The sequence below is a fragment of the Flavobacterium frigoris genome (assembly GCF_900111075.1).
Lineage (GTDB): Bacteria > Bacteroidota > Bacteroidia > Flavobacteriales > Flavobacteriaceae > Flavobacterium > Flavobacterium frigoris.
Map to the genome: position 1 here is coordinate 273382 of NZ_FOFZ01000001.1, position 16925 is coordinate 290306.

Below are 16925 nucleotides of genomic sequence, written 5' to 3' on the forward strand. Positions count from 1 at the left end.
TTTTAGAAATTAATTATTTTTTACGTTCAAAAGCAATTATTTTTGCAGCACAACTAAACAACACAAGACATGACAATTTTACTTTTAGGTTCAGGCGGAAGAGAACATGCATTTGCATGGAAGATGATTCAAAGTCCACTTTGCGACAAACTTTTTGTTGCGCCTGGGAATGCCGGAACCGCTGCGATAGCAACGAATGTTGATGTTAGTATCACTGATTTTGATGCCATAAAAACGTTTGTTCTTGCTGAAAAGGTAGAAATGGTTGTTGTAGGTCCAGAAGACCCGTTAGTAAAAGGAATCTATGACTTTTTTCTAAATGATGAACAACTGAGTCATATTCCGGTTATTGGGCCTTCTAAAATTGGAGCGCAACTGGAAGGAAGTAAAGAATTTGCGAAAGAATTTTTAGTTAAACACAATATACCAACTGCTGCTTACGATAGTTTTACGGCTGAAACGGTAGAAGAAGGATGTGAGTTCCTTGCCACATTAAAACCTCCTTATGTACTAAAAGCTGACGGATTAGCTGCAGGAAAAGGAGTTTTGATTATTCATGATTTGGCGGAAGCCAAAGAAGAATTAAGAAACATGCTAGTGCACCAAAAATTTGGTGCCGCTAGTTCAAAAGTAGTTATTGAAGAGTTCCTTGATGGTATAGAATTGAGTTGTTTTGTTCTAACTGATGGAAAAAGCTATAAGATACTTCCAACGGCCAAAGATTATAAACGCATTGGCGAAGGCGACACGGGGTTAAATACAGGCGGAATGGGAGCTGTTTCCCCTGTTCCTTATGTCGACGCTGTATTAATGGAAAAAATAGAAACACGCATCGTTAAACCTACAATTGAAGGTTTCCAGAAAGACGGAATCCCATACAAAGGGTTTGTATTTATCGGATTGATTAATGTGAATAATGAACCTATTGTCATTGAATACAATGTAAGGATGGGTGACCCAGAAACAGAAGTGGTGGTTCCAAGATTAAAAACAGATTTAGTGGAATTGTTTTTGGCTGTAGCCAATGAAAAACTGGACGAAATCACGCTTGAAATAGACGAGAGAAGCGCTACGACAGTTATGGTTGTATCTGGTGGTTATCCTGAAGATTATGAAAAAGGGAAAATTATCTCTGGACTGGAAAAAATTACAGATTCCATTGTTTTTCATGCTGGAACGAAACTGGAGAACAATACTGTGGTCACTAACGGAGGAAGGGTTTTAGCCATAACGTCTTATGGAAATGACTTTCAAGAGGCCATAAAAAAATCTTATCAAAATATAGACAAGCTACATTTTGATAAGATGAATTTTAGAAAAGATATCGGTAACGATCTTTTGTAAATTAGTATGCTGCTTAACCCTAAATTTTATTTGGGGTTAGTGCTGCGATTTATTTAAAAAAAGAATGTGCTGTAGTATCTTGGTTTTCTTCACCGTTCTCATCGTGTAATTTCAATTGCATAACCCAGTATACCATTGCGACTGCACAAATAATCATAAAAAGCCAATTGATAGTATTTGCAGCAAACCATGATTGAAGTTCTAATGAACGTAAAAAGTCTAAGGGAGCAAATAATATATTTACAAATAGGTATTGAATTCCTTCAAAAAATGCTTTCATATCGTTAAAATTATGTTGTTGTTCTTTTAATTTCCCAGTAGTGATAAATGCTTTTGTTAAGAATCTTTTTCAACTTGAGGGTTTCCTTTTTAAACAAGTATTATATTTACAGTTTTAAAGTTACAAAAGTATAAAATATCCTTATGATTACAAGTCTTTTTAAAAAATCTACACCATTAAATTTTTCTCTGGTCGTAATTTTAATAATTAGTTTTTTTTTGATCTATCAAATTCAGGATTTGGTCTGGACAGATTCCGCAATATTGAGTATTCAAAAAGCAGGAATTTTACTTGCTTTATTAGGCTCTGTTTTTATAGCAAATTTCATTTCAAAAAAGAATGGACTCAGTAAAGACAGTAGCTATACCATCTTTTTTTATTTTTTATTTATCATTTTTTTTCCTTCGGTTTTAGACAACATTAATCTAATCGTTGCCAATTTTTTTATCTTGTTAGCACTTCATAGATTGCTGTCTCTGCAGTCCCTAAAAGCTTCTAAAGAAAAAATATTTGATGCCTCTCTATGGATTTTTGTAGCTTCTTTATTTCATTTTTGGTCTATTCTTTATTTAGTATTGGTATTTATTTCGATAATTTTCCACGTTTCCAGCGATTATAGAAATTGGATACTGCCCATTATTGCTTTTTTTGCAGTAGGGATTCTTTTTGCGCTTAGTTCGATACTTTTTGACATCAGTGCATTAGAATATATCAATAGCAGTGTAAAAACCAGTTTTCAAATTAATTATTTCACTAATAATTATCAAAACGGCGCATTGTCTATCTATGCTACCGTGGCTTTGTTTTTTGTTATCTCTATGTTTGCGACGCTTTCTAGTAGACTTTCGGTAACGCATGCAGCTTTCAAAAAAATCATCGCTTCCTTTTTTATTGGCGTATTGATTTTCTTGGTTTCTTCAAATAAAAGCAATGATTTATTGATATTTACAATTGCTCCATTGGCCATAATGGCAACAAATCATATCGAAATGCCGCAGGTAAAACTGAAGCAAGAAATGGTTTTGGTTGTTCTTATAGCCTGTAGCTTATTCGCTTTTTTCTCGCAATTATAATTTGGTTCCGTACGATAAGTCTCCCGCATCTCCCAGTCCTGGTACGATGTAGCTATGCTCGTTTAGGTTGTCGTCTAAAGAGGCTATCCAGAGATGGCAAGTGTCTGGCAAGTGTTTTTCCAGATAGGCTATTCCTTCTGGTGCAGCAATTACAACGGCAATATGAATTTCTTTTGCTTCTCCTCTTTCTAATAATCTGTTAAAGACCGCCACAATTGATTGTCCGGTAGCAAGCATTGGATCTACCAATAATAAATATTTACCATTAAAATCTGCGATAGCCTGGTATTCTACAAGAATGTCAAAGTAATCATCGTTGTTTGGGTGGTGTCTTGATGCAGAAATAAAACCATTTTCAGCCGAATCAAAATAATTTAAAAAACCCGTATGCATGGGGAATCCGGCACGTAAAATAGAACAGATTACTAATTGATCAGCAATCTCAGTGGTCTTTTTGATGCCTAGTGGGGTTTGAATTTCGACTGCTTTATAATGCAAATCTTTACTTAATTCATACGCCATAATTTCTCCTATTCGCTCAATATTTCTTCTAAAACGCATGCTGTCATTATGTATATTTACATTTCTGATTTGTCCCAAAAAATGATTAAGAACGCTATTGTTTTCCGATAGATTGTGAATTTGCATGATTTGTTGAATTAACATTTTTAGTTCCCTAATCAGATTTAATGCTGATTTTTGGGTTCTAGATTAGATTTGTGATTTGTAATTTTTTTATAAAAGTATAAAAAGTATCTTTGTAACTATAAAATATAAAAATATGTTTTCAAAATTAGCGTACTCCGTATTCGAACAAAGCATCAAAGATTATCATCAATATGATAATGTAGATCAGCCTATAAATAACCCTTTTCCTAAAGAGCAATTTGAACATTTATTGTATCTGAAAAATTGGATTGACACTGTTCAATGGCATTTTGAAGATATTATTCGTGATCCAAATATTGATCCTGTTGCTGCTTTGACTTTGAAAAGAAGAATTGACGCTTCTAACCAGGAACGTACTGATATGGTAGAATATATTGACGGTTATTTTTTGCAAAAATATAGCGATGTAAAAGTAAAAGATAATGCAAAAATCAACTCAGAAAGTCCAGCTTGGGCTTTTGACAGATTGTCAATTTTAGCATTGAAGATTTATCATATGAATGAAGAAGCGACTCGTGCAGAAGCATCTCAAGATCATAGAGATAAATGTCAGACGAAATTAAATATTCTATTAGAACAAAGAACGGATTTGTCTACCGCAATTGACGATTTATTAGTAGACATTTCTAGTGGAGATAAATTCATGAAAGTGTACAAGCAAATGAAAATGTACAATGATGACGAGTTAAATCCTGTTTTGTACCAAGGAAAAAAATAGTTGACAAGTACTAATTTGTCAAATAAAATAAAGCATATAGCCGTCATGAGACTTTCCGCAATGGGAGATGTCGCCATGACGGTTCCTGTTTTAAGGGCTTTTGTTAATCAATATCCTGAGGTTAAGCTAACGGTCATATCCCGACCTTTTTTCAAACCCTTTTTTGAAGGAATATCCAACATTGCTTTTTTTGCTTTCGATGAAAATGAACGGCACAAAGGATTGCGTGGCTTGCTGCGGTTATTTAAAGATGTGAAAAAATTAGATATCGATGCGTTCGCCGATTTGCATAATGTTTTACGTTCTAAACTTGTTAGGACATTATTTGCCTTGAGTGGAAAAAAAACGGCGTATACGGACAAAGGACGTGAAGGTAAAAAAGCATTAACACGTGCCGATAATAAAATTTTCCAACCTTTATCTACGGTGTTTGAACGACATACAAAAGTGTTTGAAGAACTCGGTTTTCCGATAGATTTGTCAACCTCGGTATTTCCCAAAAAAGCCAATTTAGATAAAGAAACAGTAAATCTTATTGGAACAGATAATAAAAAATTAATTGGAATCGCGCCCTTTGCACAATACGATTCTAAGGTGTATCCCTTGGATTTAATGCAAGAAGTTATCCGTCAATTGTCTGATAATCAAAATTATAAAGTTGTGCTTTTTGGAGGAGGAAAGAAAGAAATGGAAATCTTAGATTCTCTTTCAGACTCAAAAGACAATGTTATTAACATGGCAGGCAAAATCAAGTTTCAGCAGGAGTTACAACTTATAAGTACTCTGGATGTAATGCTTTCTATGGATTCTGGAAATGCCCATATTGCAGCAATGCTGGGAGTAAAAGTCATTACACTTTGGGGTGCTACGCATCCGTATGCTGGATTTGGTTCTTTTAATCAACCATTATCGAATTCTTTAGTTTCTGATAGAGAAAGATACCCAATGTTGCCAACATCTGTTTATGGCAATAAAAAAGTGGAAGGTTATGAAGATGCTATGAGAACCATTACTCCAGAGAAGGTAGTGTTCAGTGTTCAGTCGCAATTAGCTCATTAAATATCTAAATATCCCAAAATAAAAAATTCCAAATCCCAGTTTTTGAAGGTGGAGTTTGGAATTTTAAATAGGCGATGTTTATTTCCTAAACATCATCATAATCTATATAGATCGTTTCTGATGTAGGATGTGCTTGACAACTAAGGATTAATCCGTCAGCAATTTCTTTATCAGTTAGGATGGAATTCTTCGTCATTTCAGCAGTCCCTGAAGTTACTCTACAAAGACAGCTGCTGCAAATGCCGCCTTGGCAGGAGTAAGGAGCATCAATTCCTTGTTTTAGTGCTGCTTCAAGTATGGTTTGTTTTTGAGACATTTCAAAGGTGGTCTCTTCGTCGTCTACCATAATGGTAATTTTAGAATGTCCTCCTAAATCTTTTATTACGTTTTCATGAGAAGAGGAGGTAAAAAGCTCAAATTTTATAGCTGATTCTTTTACATTTTTCTCTTTTAAAACTCCCGAAACTAATTCGATCATTTCCTCTGGCCCACACAAATAGAATTTATCAAATTCCAGCTCCTTGTGTTTGTTGTTCAGAACATAATTTACCGCTGATTTTTCGATTCGACCAAATAAAGCATCTTCTGCTTTGGCTTGACTAAAGACAAAGTGAATAAATAAGCGACCTACATATTGTAATTGTAAATCGTGTAATTCTTTACTAAAGATCGTTTCTTCGGGTGTTTTGTTACCATAAACCAGTACAAAAGAGCTTTTTGGTTCGCTTTTTAAGACGCTTTTCAAGATCGAAATTACCGGTGTTATCCCACTTCCTGATACAAAAGCCACGTAGTTTTTTTGTCGGTCCGTTTGAGGTTCGAATATAAATTTTCCCTCTGGCTTCCCTACCTCAAGTGCATCTCCTGCTTTAAGCTTGGTATTGGCAAATTGAGAAAAAGTACCGTTTTTTACTGCTTTTACCGCGATACGCAATTCACCACTTTCTGGAGAAGAACAGATTGAATAAGCACGACGAATTTCTTGACCGTCCAGCGTTAATCGGATATTAACATATTGTCCGGCAATAAAAGTATAATTGGGTTGTAATTCTTCAGGAACATTAAAGAGTATGGAAACCGCATCCTTGGTTTCGCGGCGTACTTCTTTTATGATTAGTTTTAAAAATGAAGGCATGGGATATATTTTTTTACAAATATACTAAACAGAATAGGTTTCTTAAATCAAAGTGTTTGAAAAATTTACATACCTAGAATAGTTATGTATAAGAATCTTATGTATATTTGTTTTTGATTAAAGGAGTTAGTTTATGAAAAATTCACAATTGTATAAAGGAAGTTTAAATACCATCATCATGAAATTATTGGAAGAAAATGGTAAGATGTACGGCTATGAAATCACTCAAAAGGTAAAAGCCATTACGCAAGGAGAACTCAATATCACCGAAGGTGCTCTCTATCCTGCCTTACACAAACTCGAAGCCGAAGGTATACTAGATGTAGAAATTGAAAAAGTAGATAACCGCATGCGAAAATATTACAAGCTGACGGAAGCAGGAACTAAGGAAACCGTGAACCGCCTCGCAGAATTGGAAGATTTTATTAGAACCATGCAATCTTTAGTAAATCCTAAGTTAGAATTTTAATTTTTATGGAAAAGAAATTATCAGCAGAACAAATAGCCTTAATCGATGAAACCTTAGTTTTAAATGGTCTTACATATGACGACATAAAACTGGAAGTCACGTATCACCTTGTTACAGAAATTGAAGTTTTAAAAACGCAATCTATCCCGAACAGTAATTAACACATTAGTAGTAACTTGTCATGCTGAGGAACGAAGCATCCCCACAAAATTGGCAAATCACTTGTAAAGTAAAATGATATGATAGAATTTCAAGAAGGGTATCATAGTTATTATGTTTATATTCTAACCAATAAAGCTAAAACTGTTTTGTATACCGGAGTTACTAACAATTTAAAAATTCGGTTACAGCAACACAAAGAATCCTTGAATCCTAACTCGTTTACAGCCAAATATAATGTTCATTATTTATTGTATTTTGAAAAGTTTACTTGGATACAAATAGCAATTGCTAAAGAAAAAGAAATCAAAGGATGGAAAAAAGACAAGAAAATCACACTAATAAAAACAATTAATCCCGAGTTGAATTTTCTTAATTACTTGTTTGAATAGGTTTGTAGAGATGCTTCGTTCCTCAGCATGACAAACGGAGTAAGGATATGATAATAAAAGCAAATATTTCAAAACATCAAAACACAATACCAACTTTCATATAGACACAACATGAAACTAACCAACCAACAAATAGCCTTAATCGACGAAACCTTAGTTTTAAACGGTCTTACATACGACGACATAAAACTAGAAGTTACGGATCATATAGCCTCTGAAATTGAATTTCTAATGGATGAAAACGAACTTTCATTTGATGAAAATTTACGAATCGTTTTTGAAAAATGGGAACCACAATTAAAACCTTCTTTTTCTGGGTTAATAGGTTTTACGAACCCTAAAATAATGACGGTAAAATGTCATAAAATAGTAAAAAGGCTATTCATGACTGTGATTCCAATTTCATTTTTTACCACACTTTTATTAATTCTATTTGTTAGACATTCTAGTTATGAAGTATTACTTATGAATGGTCAAACAATTTTAAAATCATTTATTCTAGTCGAATTTTGTTTGGTTATATTGGCTTGGGGCTTTATTTTTAAGTCAAAGCAGCAGACAACGTATAGTTATTTGATAAAGAAAAAAAGTTTTGGTCTCATAGTATTTCTTCTTATGCTAGGAATTGGTGCATTTCCAATTCGTTTAAATCATCCAGATGCTAAAATTGCTTTCGTATCTATTTTTTTCGGAATATTTTACGTTCTAATTACGGGTCTTTATCTGCAACTTGTTTACAAACATTTTCAATTCGAAAAAAAACTATCTATTTCTAATTTATGAAACTAACCGCCCCACAAATAGAACATCTTTTTATTTTCACGCGCCAGCATTATGTGGAATGGTATGACTTGCAATCAGAATTAGTGGATCATTTGGCGAATGCTATCGAAACCCAATGGCAGGAGAATCCCAAGCTTAGTTTTGACCAAGCCTTGAATGTTGAATTCAAGAAGTTTGGTGTTTTTGGATTTATGGATGTGGTCGAAAAACGACAGGCAGTTTTAAGTAAAAAGTATAACTCCATTGTTTGGGAGCACTTCAAAGATTTTTTTGGTATCCCAAAGATTATTTTGACAGTAGCAATGACTTTGGGTTTATATTTAGTTTTAAAGTTCAGTGATTACAGAGAATATATTTTCTTAGGAACATATCTTGCACTGTTTATTGTAATGTTTTATGAACTCTACAAAAATCACAAAGCCACTAAAAACAGGAAACAAAGCGGAGAAAAACGATGGCTATTTGAAGAAACAATCCACAATTATGGTTATTTTGGTGGGATTCTTGGAGTACCTCTTAATTTTATGGTACATATTTTTAATCATCCCGAAACTTATTTAGAAAATGAATACTGGACAGTGGGTTTTAGCTTCTTTCTAGTATCACTTATTTTGTTCCTTTTCATTATTTTTAGAATCATACCTGCCAAGGCAGAAATGTATTTAATAGCGACCTATCCAGAATATAAATTAATAAAGCTGTAACATTTTCTTACTTTTAGATACTTATATTTTAACTAAACCATTAAACTATGTTTAAACATTTTATAAATTTAGAATTAAAAGCTTTTTTCCGTTCGGCTAGTGTGGGAAAAAGCATTGGCTTAAAAATTCTGATGGGCTTTCTGGTCGTTTATTTTTTGCTTGTTTTTTTAGTTTTGGGAATTGCTTTATATCCTATATTGCTAAAAGCATTCCCCAATCAAAAACCATTGACGATAGTCAATAGTTTTGTTATTTTTTGGTTAGCCATAGAACTCATTTTTCGTTTTTTTATGCAAAGTTTACCCGTAATGAATATCAAACCATTATTAGTATTGCCCATAAAGAAAGAATCGGTAATCCACTTTGTTTTGCTGAAGAGTTTAATTTCGATCTACAATATTTTTCCCTTATTGGTTATTATCCCTTTTGGGGTTTTTAATATTATCAAAGGAAATTATGGTACGTTGAACATGATTATTTGGATGTTAGGTATGTATATTTTAGCTTTAATAGTCAATTATGCTAATTTTTTAATAAAAAAGAAATTTGCCGAAAACATCAAAGCCTTTCTTCCCTTTGTAGTTTTAGGAATGGTGTTTTTTGGTCTGGATTATTTTGGTGTTTTTAAAATCACCACGCTTTCAGGCGTTGTTCTTGATACTTTAGTGTTACAACCAATATTCGTTTTAGTACCAATCCTGATTTTAGCGGGATTCTATCTTTTAAATTTCAAGTACCTAAAAACCAATTTCTATCTGGACAGCTCATTACAATCGAAAGTGGAAGAAGCAAAAACGTCTGATTTAAGTTGGACCAAACGTTTTGGTGAGATTGCTCCTTTTCTACAGTTGGATTTAAAAATGATATGGAGAAACAAAAGACCCAAAACAGTAATTTGGATTTCCTTAATTTTCTTGGCTTATGGTTTAATGATTTATACGAATCCACATTACAAAGATACGCCAGCTTTCTTTGTGGTTGTTGGAATCTTAATGACAGGCGTATTTATGTTAAATTACGGGCAATTTGTTCCCTCTTGGGATAGTAATTATTACGGAATGATGATGTCACAAAACATTCCCATGAAGCAATATCTAGCTTCAAAAGCTGGATTAATGTCTGTTTCTGTAGTTGTTTTGGCGATTTTAAGTACACCTTATCTTTATTTTGGATGGAAAATAGTAGCAATTAATATTGCCTGCGCGACTTATAATTTAGGTGTAAACATTCCCCTTTTGTTATTTGCGGGTTCGTATAATAAAAAAAGAATTGATTTAGAGAAAAGCCCATTCATGAATTATCAGGGAACTGGAGCAACGCAATGGATTGTTGGATTGCCTTTGATGCTAATCCCAACCTTGATTTTTTATGGTATTTATAAATTAATAAATGCAGAGGTAGCTATAATTGCAATTGCGACAATTGGCGTGATTGGGTTGGTATTGAGAAATTATCTTTTGAATACAATTGCCGCCGGTTATACTAAAAGAAAATACGCAACTATCAGTGGTTTCAAACAACAAGAAAATTAGTAATGATAACTCTTGAGTTATTACAACACATAAAAATATAATGATACAGGTAAATCAACTTTCAAAAAAATATAACGGAACTACAGTTTTAAATATCGAAAACCTTGAAATTCCAAAAGGTCAAAGTTTAGGTCTCGTGGGAAATAACGGTGCCGGAAAAACGACTTTTTTCAGTTTACTATTGGATTTAATCCAACCTTCAACGGGGAGCATCATAAACAACGGAATTCTGGTAAGCGCCAGCGAAGACTGGAAACCTTTTACGGCTGCATTTATTGACGAAAGTTTCTTGATAGGCTATCTTACTCCTGAAGAATATTTTTACTTTATTGGGGATTTACGCGGTCAAAACAAGGCCGATATTGACGCTTTGTTAGAAAAATACGAAGAGTTTTTTAATGGAGAAATTCTAAAAAATAAAAAATACCTGCGTGATTTATCCAAAGGAAACCAAAAGAAAGTAGGGATAATTGCAACTTTGATAGGCAATCCTGAAGTGATCATTCTCGATGAGCCTTTTGCTAATTTAGATCCTACAACGGTTAATCGATTGAAAAAAGTAATTAAAGAACTCGCTGAAAATAAGGACATCACGATTTTGGTTTCAAGCCATGATTTGCAGCATACTGTAGAGGTTTGTGATCGAATAGTAGCTTTAAATAAAGGGGAAATAGTAAAAGATATTCAAACGTCTGAGGAAACGCTTCAGGAGCTAGAAATGTTTTTCGCGGTTTAAACTTCCATATTTCAAAAAGAAACGTATTTTTACCAGTCATTATACTAAAAAGCTTTTTTAAAAGTTTAATGATAAAAACGGTATCATTTGAAAATCAATATATTTAAATATTCAATTCCAGTAGGGTTTCTCTGTTTTTTGGTGGCCTGCTCAACTAAGAACAATAGTTTTTTGTCCAGAAATTCACATGCGCTCAGTACAAAGTATAATATTTTATACAATGGCGAAATTGGGTTAGATAAGGGAATTGTAGGGATAGAAGCCAATAGCAAAGACAATTTCTGGAAACGTTTGCCTATAGAAAGGATGCAAATTTCGGATGAAGTTAAGGCAGAAGGAAAAACTAAAAATGCTGATTTTGAATTAGCCGAAACGAAGGCAACTAAAGCCATTCAGAAACATTCTATGAATATTGAAGGAAGAGAAAAAAACTTCCAAATAGACGAGGCTTATTTACTTTTGGGCAAAGCCAGATATTACGATCAAAGATTTATTCCCGCATTAGACGCTTTCAATTACATTCTATATAAATACCCCAATAGTAGTAGGATTTATGAAGCTAAGATTTGGCGTGGTAAAACCAATATGCGATTGGGTAATGATGCTTTGGTAGTCAACAACATGACTTTTCTTTTAAGGGACCATAAACTTAAAAATCAGGTTGTTGCGGATGTTAATGCCCTTTTATCCGAGGCGTTTTTGAACTTGGAAGAAAAAGACTCTGCTTTAATTAAATTAAAAGTTGCCGAATACTTCACCAAACACAATAAAGAAAAAGCAAGATATCGCTTTATACTCGGACAACTTTATGAAGAGTTAGGCAAGAAAGACAGCGCGATTTACAGCTATGAGTCGGTAATCAGAATGAACAGAAAATCAGAAAGAAAATATGTTATACAAGCACAAGCTAGAAAAGCGCAGTTGTTTGACTATCAAAAAGGAGATACCGCTACTTTTCTAAAAACCTATAGAAAATTGATTGCTGATAGAGAAAATAGGCCATTTCTAGATGTTTTAAACTACCAAATGGGTGTTTTTTATGACAAACAAGACAATCAGAAAAAAGCATTAGATTTTTACAATATATCTCTTAAAAAAACAACTATCGACCAATATTTGAAAGCTTCAAATTACAGGAATATAGGAAATATGTATTTTAGAAAAGCAGCGTACCCAGTTGCTGCTAAATATTACGATAGTACTTTAGTGAATCTTGACTTGAAAACTAGAGAATTCATTCACATTCAAAAAATCAGAAAAGATTTAGATGAAGTCATTCTGTATGAAGCAATCGCTACGAGAAACGACAGTATTTTAAACGTTGTTTCTATGCCAGAAGGCGGTAGAATTTCTTATTTCGAAAATTATATAGACACCTTAAAAAAGAAGGATGAAGCCAAAAGAATTTTAGAAGAAAAATTAAAAGAAAAGCAAGAAAACAGAGAAAGAAACAGTACCACAGCATCTATTGATCCAGCTGTTTCGGCGCAAAACGCAGGTCAACCAGGGCGTAAGTCGTCACTTGCTCCACCTTCCATGGGCGTTTCAAATACAACAACAAGTCTTTTCTATTTTTATAATCCTACGACTGTTTCTTTTGGGAAATTAGAATTTAAAAAAATATGGGGAAATCGAAGTTCAGCAGGCAATTGGAGGCTTTCATCAACGGCTAAGAATAATGTGGCTTCAGATGATACTTTGAATGCCAATGAATTGTTACCAGAAGACAAATTAAAAGAGGAAGAGAATAGTATAGTAGAAGAGTATACTACCAGTTTTTATTTGAAACAACTCCCAACATCGCAAGCTGCAATTGACAGCATTGGGAAGGAACGCAATAAAGCCTATTATCAACTTGGTGTAATTTATAAGGAAAAGTTCAAAGAATATGAGCTCGCAGCCAACAAGCTGGAGCAATTATTACAAAATAATCCGGAAGAAAAATTGATTCTTCCTACAATGTATAATTTGTACAAGATTTACCAAATCACAAACAGCAGTAAAGCGGCAGCAATGAAAGACAGGATTAATTCCCAATTTCCAGATTCTCGCTATGCTCAAATAATAAACAACACAAACCCAGAAGGAATAAGTTTGAAGGATACCCCAGAAGGAGTTTATGACGCATTATATAAACAATATGAAGAGGAACAGTTTGTAGCAGTTTTAGAGCAATCTGAGATGTTGATAAGTCAGTTTTCTGGAGATGAAATTGTTTCGAAATTCGAATTTTTGAAAGCGAATGCCATTGGAAAACTCAGAGGAGTAACAGCCTACAAAAATGCATTGCAGTTTGTGGCAGATAATTATCCAAATAGTGAAGAGGGTAAAAAAGCGCAGGAAATTGTGAAGGACCAAATTCCTTTCTTAGAAAAATTAGAATTTACTACCACAGATACTAAAAACTGGAAAGTACTCTACAAAGTAGCGGTATCAGATGAAACAGGCACAAAAGAAATGGAAGAAAAGATTAAAAAATTCATGAGCGGTGTTACTTTTCAGGATTTAAATTATTCTTTGGATGGGTATAGTGACACAGAAAACTTCATAGCGATTCATGGTATAAACTCAGAAGCGTATGCCAGAAATATTAGTGCTATTTTAAGAGAAAATAAGGATTTTAAAATAATAGTTCCAGTCATTATTCTTACAAACGAAAATTATAAAGTAGTTCAAATTAAAAAAAATCTAAATGTCTATTTAGGATTAAAAAAAGAATAAAAATGTTTAATAGAAAAGCAAAGCCCTATACAGAGCTATTAGGAAAAACGAATAGAATCGTAGAAGGAACAATTATAAAAGGAGATATCATTTCCCAGGCCGATTTTAGGTTGGATGGCGAATTGATAGGAAATTTTCAGTCTACTGGAAAATTAGTTGTAGGTCCTGCCGGAATAATAACAGGGGATATTAACTGTAAAAATGCAGATATTGAAGGGAAATTTGAAGGTACGATTTATGTTGCTGAAATCCTGAATGTAAAGGCAAATGCCAGTATCAAAGGTGAAGTTACAGTAGGTAAATTATCTGTGGAACCAGGTGCTGATTTTACTGCGTCCTGCACAATGAAAATTAATGAATCAAATCTATTGTTAGCCGATGGAAAAGAAACCCAACAAAAATCAAGTTAGCAAATGGATCACTTTAATTAATATACCCATTCAAATGGGGGTTATCATCTTTTTGTTTGCTTATGGGGGAAACTGGTTGGATGACAATTACCCCAATCCAAAAGTATATTACAATAAAATTCTGGTCATGGTTGGGGTCGTTATTGCTTTATACAATGTTATAAGACAAGTGAACGAAATCAATAAATCCCAATAAATTAATATTAATAGGAATTGAAAATTGTTCCGAGTCTTATTGACCTTACGGTAAAATAAACACAGCATGAATTTAAAAAATCAAAAACCACTTCTAAGTTTAACTCTTCTGGCCGTGATAGCATATTTGTTACATAAATTTATTTTCTACGTTTTGAAAATCGATGTCGCAGTATTCCAGTATTCAATTGAAGTGCTCTATTTATTGTTTTTCGGTATGTCTACTTTGATATTCATTGTATTACTAAAAGTGAAAGAAAAAAGTTTTGATAATGTAGGAATGTCTTTTCTTTTAGGAACAAGTATCAAAATGGTTTTTTGTTATTTGATTTTAAAACCTATCTTGCACATTACAACATATGATAATACAATAGAGAAAGTTAATTTTTTTGGGATGTTTATCCTTTTTTTAGTAATGGAGACCGTTTTAACGATACGAATATTAAAAGAAAAGCAATAGATCTGCAAATAGATGAAGGATTTAAAAAAAATATGTTTTTATATCCTTTTGGATATTAATAAAAAATGTACATTTGCACCAAATTTCAGAAACGTAAAAAATTAAGATATTTAACAGTTATGGTGATTTCAAACAGACCACTTAGATTTATAATAGCGACTTTAGTAGCGTGTCTTCCTTTAATGACTTTTGCAAATCCCGAAGTGGATTCGGTAAAAGTTCATACTGAAGTTGCACACGAAACAACAGAACAAAGCCAGGAAGGAGCTCATGCTGAACCTACAGATGTAAAATCTAAAATAAAGGCATTCATTGGTCATCACGTTTTAGACTCTCATGACTTTACTTTTTTCTCTGATGAAGTAGAAGGAAAACATTATGGTTTTTCATTACCAGTAATCCTTTGGGATAATGGTTTACAACTTTTTTCATCTTCTGAATTCGAACATGGAGAAGCAGTTGCCGAATCTAATGGTAATTTCTATGCGATAAATCATCACGATGGAAAAATATACAAAACGGATGCTTCAGGAAAAATAATAGAAGACGAAAAAACAGGTTTCCCTGAAAATGAACGTCCCTTAGATTTCTCAATCACAAAAGCAGTATTGTCTATATTCATTGCTGCTATTTTAATGGTATTTATTTTTGCTGGTTTGGCGAAGACCTATTCTAAAAATGGCGGAATTGCTTCTGGAGCTGGAAGAATATTTGAACCAGTGGTTCTTTTTATTCGTGACGAAATTGCTATTCCTAACATTGGAGAAAAACACTACAAGAGATATATGAGTTATTTATTGACTATATTTTTCTTTGTACTGTTCTTAAATATTTTTGGATTGATGCCTTTCGGTATAAATGTTACTGGTAATTTAACCATTACATTTGCATTAGCAATCATGACATTTTTAATTACAAACCTTACGGCAAATAAAAACTATTGGGGTCACATTTTCTGGATGCCAGGTGTACCAAAAGTAATGCGTATCGTATTAGCACCAATTGAATTGCTAGGAGTTATAATCAAACCTTTTTCATTAATGATCCGTTTGTATGCAAATATCTTTGCAGGACATATTGTATTGATGAGTATTATTGGTTTGATGTTTATTTTCAAAAGCTGGTTGGGAAGTAGTTTATCATTTGCATTGTCGTTTGCACTTTCTATCTTAGAGATATTGGTCGCATTTTTACAAGCTTATATTTTTACATTGCTATCAGCGCTGTACTTTGGTTCAGCAGTAGAAGAGCACCACCATGAGGAGGCGCACTAATAAATTGAATGTTTAATTTTTAATTATATATATTATGGAAGGTTTAAATTATGTAGGAGCTGGATTAATTGTAATCGGAGCAGGTTTAGGTATTGGTAGAATTGGTGGTTCAGCAATGGACGCTATTGCTCGTCAACCAGAAGCTTCAGGAAAAATCCAAACAGCTATGCTTATCGCAGCTGCATTAATTGAAGGTATTGGTTTCGCTGCATTATTCGCCGCTTAATTAAAACTCAAAAAACAATAGTTGCAACGGTTGGTTGTAACTATTGTTTTTATTATTAAATTAAATATTATTATAGATACATAACATGGAAAAGTTAATACATCAGTTTGAGTTAGGTTTGTTCTTTTGGCAAGTATTAATATTTGTGGGATTAATATTCTTATTGAAAAAATTTGCTTGGAAACCAATTCTTGACGCAGTAAATGATAGAGAAGAAGGAATTAAAAATGCTTTGCTTTCTGCTGAAAACGCTAGAAAAGAAATGCAAAATCTTCAAGCTGATAACCAACGTATTTTACAAGAAGCAAGAATGGAGCGTGATAACATGCTAAAAGATGCACGTGAAATTAAAGAAAAAATGATTGCTGATTCTAAAACTGAAGCGCAAGCACAAGGTCTGAAAATGATCGAACAAGCAAAAGCAGCAATTGAAAGCGAAAAAAATGCAGCTATGGCTCAATTGAAACTACAAGTTTCTACTTTGTCATTGACTATCGCAGAAAAATTATTGAAAGACGAATTATCTAATAAAGAAGCTCAAACTAAATTAGTTGAGAAGATGTTAGGTGACGTAAAGCTAAACTAA

The 16925-nt window shown here is 33.2% G+C and carries 21 protein-coding genes; 18 read left to right on the forward strand and 3 right to left on the reverse strand.

Going from position 1 to position 16925, the window contains the following annotated elements; genetic code table 11:
- The first annotated feature begins 69 nt into the window (after positions 1–69).
- Positions 70–1344 carry a phosphoribosylamine--glycine ligase gene (purD, locus tag BMW63_RS01100; protein WP_074720377.1) on the forward strand — a complete coding sequence of 425 codons (1275 nt, stop codon included), beginning with the start codon at positions 70–72 and terminating at the stop codon, positions 1342–1344.
- A 49-nt stretch (positions 1345–1393) separates the two neighbouring features.
- Here purD and BMW63_RS01105 read toward each other — a convergent pair whose 3' ends face one another.
- The gene (locus BMW63_RS01105; protein ID WP_074720379.1) at positions 1394–1624 is read right to left on the reverse strand and encodes a DUF6341 family protein; all 231 of its coding nucleotides are present in this window, start codon (positions 1622–1624) and stop codon (positions 1394–1396) included.
- Between the two features lie 143 nt (positions 1625–1767).
- On the opposite strand from BMW63_RS01105, the gene BMW63_RS01110 reads away from it, so the two are divergent.
- Complete coding sequence (locus BMW63_RS01110) at positions 1768–2697, forward strand: DUF6427 family protein (protein ID WP_074720381.1); 930 nt, start codon at positions 1768–1770, stop codon at positions 2695–2697.
- Here the strand turns inward: BMW63_RS01110 and upp are convergent.
- Positions 2692–3345 carry a uracil phosphoribosyltransferase gene (gene upp / locus BMW63_RS01115; RefSeq protein ID WP_074721118.1) on the reverse strand — a complete coding sequence of 218 codons (654 nt, stop codon included), beginning with the start codon at positions 3343–3345 and terminating at the stop codon, positions 2692–2694. The two genes, BMW63_RS01110 and upp, sit on opposite strands and share 6 nt — an antisense overlap.
- A gap of 133 nt (positions 3346–3478) precedes the next feature.
- On the opposite strand from upp, the gene BMW63_RS01120 reads away from it, so the two are divergent.
- Both BMW63_RS01120 and BMW63_RS01125 read left to right on the forward strand, forming a co-directional pair.
- Complete coding sequence (locus tag BMW63_RS01120; RefSeq protein ID WP_074720383.1) at positions 3479–4084, forward strand: DUF4254 domain-containing protein; 606 nt, start codon at positions 3479–3481, stop codon at positions 4082–4084.
- A 45-nt stretch (positions 4085–4129) separates the two neighbouring features.
- Positions 4130–5143: a glycosyltransferase family 9 protein gene (locus tag BMW63_RS01125; RefSeq protein WP_074720385.1), complete on the forward strand. Its 1014-nt coding sequence runs from the start codon at positions 4130–4132 to the stop codon at positions 5141–5143.
- Positions 5144–5228: 85 nt separating this feature from the next.
- Here the strand turns inward: BMW63_RS01125 and BMW63_RS01130 are convergent, their stop codons facing one another.
- Positions 5229–6278, reverse strand: coding sequence for a ferredoxin--NADP reductase (locus tag BMW63_RS01130; protein ID WP_074720387.1), 1050 nt, complete (start codon positions 6276–6278; stop codon positions 5229–5231).
- Positions 6279–6411: 133 nt separating this feature from the next.
- Between BMW63_RS01130 and BMW63_RS01135 the strand changes: the two genes are divergently transcribed.
- The 14 genes from BMW63_RS01135 to BMW63_RS01195 all read left to right on the forward strand — a co-directional run bounded on the left by BMW63_RS01135 (position 6412) and on the right by BMW63_RS01195 (position 16925).
- Positions 6412–6747 (forward strand): PadR family transcriptional regulator, encoded by a 336-nt coding sequence (locus BMW63_RS01135; protein ID WP_074720389.1) that lies wholly within the window; start codon positions 6412–6414, stop codon positions 6745–6747.
- Positions 6748–6752: 5 nt separating this feature from the next.
- Positions 6753–6908, forward strand: coding sequence for a hypothetical protein (locus BMW63_RS18070; RefSeq protein ID WP_175460249.1), 156 nt, complete (start codon positions 6753–6755; stop codon positions 6906–6908).
- Between the two features lie 78 nt (positions 6909–6986).
- Positions 6987–7298, forward strand: a complete 312-nt coding sequence (locus BMW63_RS01140) for a GIY-YIG nuclease family protein (protein ID WP_074720392.1) — start codon at positions 6987–6989, stop codon at positions 7296–7298.
- A 111-nt stretch (positions 7299–7409) separates the two neighbouring features.
- Positions 7410–8081 carry a hypothetical protein gene (locus BMW63_RS01145; protein ID WP_074720395.1) on the forward strand — a complete coding sequence of 224 codons (672 nt, stop codon included), beginning with the start codon at positions 7410–7412 and terminating at the stop codon, positions 8079–8081.
- Positions 8078–8785 (forward strand): hypothetical protein, encoded by a 708-nt coding sequence (locus BMW63_RS01150; protein WP_074720398.1) that lies wholly within the window; start codon positions 8078–8080, stop codon positions 8783–8785. The genes BMW63_RS01145 and BMW63_RS01150 overlap by 4 nt, the downstream gene beginning before the upstream one ends.
- Before the next feature lie 47 nt (positions 8786–8832).
- The gene (locus BMW63_RS01155; protein ID WP_074720400.1) at positions 8833–10317 is read left to right on the forward strand and encodes a DUF5687 family protein; all 1485 of its coding nucleotides are present in this window, start codon (positions 8833–8835) and stop codon (positions 10315–10317) included.
- A 40-nt stretch (positions 10318–10357) separates the two neighbouring features.
- On the forward strand, positions 10358–11053 hold the full coding sequence (locus BMW63_RS01160; RefSeq protein ID WP_074720402.1) for an ABC transporter ATP-binding protein: 696 nt from the start codon (positions 10358–10360) through the stop codon (positions 11051–11053).
- Positions 11054–11140: 87 nt separating this feature from the next.
- Positions 11141–13774, forward strand: a complete 2634-nt coding sequence (gene porW, locus BMW63_RS01165) for a type IX secretion system periplasmic lipoprotein PorW/SprE (RefSeq protein WP_074720404.1) — start codon at positions 11141–11143, stop codon at positions 13772–13774.
- A 2-nt stretch (positions 13775–13776) separates the two neighbouring features.
- Complete coding sequence (locus BMW63_RS01170) at positions 13777–14184, forward strand: bactofilin family protein (protein ID WP_074720406.1); 408 nt, start codon at positions 13777–13779, stop codon at positions 14182–14184.
- Positions 14153–14380 carry an AtpZ/AtpI family protein gene (locus tag BMW63_RS01175; RefSeq protein ID WP_074720408.1) on the forward strand — a complete coding sequence of 76 codons (228 nt, stop codon included), beginning with the start codon at positions 14153–14155 and terminating at the stop codon, positions 14378–14380. The genes BMW63_RS01170 and BMW63_RS01175 overlap by 32 nt, the downstream gene beginning before the upstream one ends.
- 66 nt (positions 14381–14446) lie before the next feature.
- Positions 14447–14839: a DUF6168 family protein gene (locus tag BMW63_RS01180; RefSeq protein ID WP_074720410.1), complete on the forward strand. Its 393-nt coding sequence runs from the start codon at positions 14447–14449 to the stop codon at positions 14837–14839.
- 119 nt (positions 14840–14958) lie between these two features.
- A complete protein-coding gene (atpB, locus tag BMW63_RS01185; protein WP_074721120.1) occupies positions 14959–16113 on the forward strand; it encodes a F0F1 ATP synthase subunit A in 1155 nt (384 codons plus the stop codon).
- 34 nt (positions 16114–16147) lie between these two features.
- Positions 16148–16339: an ATP synthase F0 subunit C gene (gene atpE / locus BMW63_RS01190; protein WP_074720412.1), complete on the forward strand. Its 192-nt coding sequence runs from the start codon at positions 16148–16150 to the stop codon at positions 16337–16339.
- A gap of 85 nt (positions 16340–16424) precedes the next feature.
- Positions 16425–16925, forward strand: a complete 501-nt coding sequence (locus BMW63_RS01195) for a F0F1 ATP synthase subunit B (protein WP_074720414.1) — start codon at positions 16425–16427, stop codon at positions 16923–16925.

Bases quoted from the DNA above. Each gene is read 5' to 3' on its own strand.
- purD (WP_074720377.1), top strand. From the start codon at position 70: ATGACAATTTTACTTTTAGGTTCAGGCGGAAGAGAACATGCATTTGCA.
- BMW63_RS01105 (WP_074720379.1), bottom strand. From the start codon at position 1,624: ATGAAAGCATTTTTTGAAGGAATTCAATACCTATTTGTAAATATATTA.
- BMW63_RS01110 (WP_074720381.1), top strand. From the start codon at position 1,768: ATGATTACAAGTCTTTTTAAAAAATCTACACCATTAAATTTTTCTCTG.
- upp (WP_074721118.1), bottom strand. From the start codon at position 3,345: ATGCAAATTCACAATCTATCGGAAAACAATAGCGTTCTTAATCATTTT.
- BMW63_RS01120 (WP_074720383.1), top strand. From the start codon at position 3,479: ATGTTTTCAAAATTAGCGTACTCCGTATTCGAACAAAGCATCAAAGAT.
- BMW63_RS01125 (WP_074720385.1), top strand. From the start codon at position 4,130: ATGAGACTTTCCGCAATGGGAGATGTCGCCATGACGGTTCCTGTTTTA.
- BMW63_RS01130 (WP_074720387.1), bottom strand. From the start codon at position 6,278: ATGCCTTCATTTTTAAAACTAATCATAAAAGAAGTACGCCGCGAAACC.
- BMW63_RS01135 (WP_074720389.1), top strand. From the start codon at position 6,412: ATGAAAAATTCACAATTGTATAAAGGAAGTTTAAATACCATCATCATG.
- BMW63_RS18070 (WP_175460249.1), top strand. From the start codon at position 6,753: ATGGAAAAGAAATTATCAGCAGAACAAATAGCCTTAATCGATGAAACC.
- BMW63_RS01140 (WP_074720392.1), top strand. From the start codon at position 6,987: ATGATAGAATTTCAAGAAGGGTATCATAGTTATTATGTTTATATTCTA.
- BMW63_RS01145 (WP_074720395.1), top strand. From the start codon at position 7,410: ATGAAACTAACCAACCAACAAATAGCCTTAATCGACGAAACCTTAGTT.
- BMW63_RS01150 (WP_074720398.1), top strand. From the start codon at position 8,078: ATGAAACTAACCGCCCCACAAATAGAACATCTTTTTATTTTCACGCGC.
- BMW63_RS01155 (WP_074720400.1), top strand. From the start codon at position 8,833: ATGTTTAAACATTTTATAAATTTAGAATTAAAAGCTTTTTTCCGTTCG.
- BMW63_RS01160 (WP_074720402.1), top strand. From the start codon at position 10,358: ATGATACAGGTAAATCAACTTTCAAAAAAATATAACGGAACTACAGTT.
- BMW63_RS01170 (WP_074720406.1), top strand. From the start codon at position 13,777: ATGTTTAATAGAAAAGCAAAGCCCTATACAGAGCTATTAGGAAAAACG.
- BMW63_RS01175 (WP_074720408.1), top strand. From the start codon at position 14,153: ATGGAAAAGAAACCCAACAAAAATCAAGTTAGCAAATGGATCACTTTA.
- BMW63_RS01180 (WP_074720410.1), top strand. From the start codon at position 14,447: ATGAATTTAAAAAATCAAAAACCACTTCTAAGTTTAACTCTTCTGGCC.
- atpB (WP_074721120.1), top strand. From the start codon at position 14,959: ATGGTGATTTCAAACAGACCACTTAGATTTATAATAGCGACTTTAGTA.
- atpE (WP_074720412.1), top strand. From the start codon at position 16,148: ATGGAAGGTTTAAATTATGTAGGAGCTGGATTAATTGTAATCGGAGCA.
- BMW63_RS01195 (WP_074720414.1), top strand. From the start codon at position 16,425: ATGGAAAAGTTAATACATCAGTTTGAGTTAGGTTTGTTCTTTTGGCAA.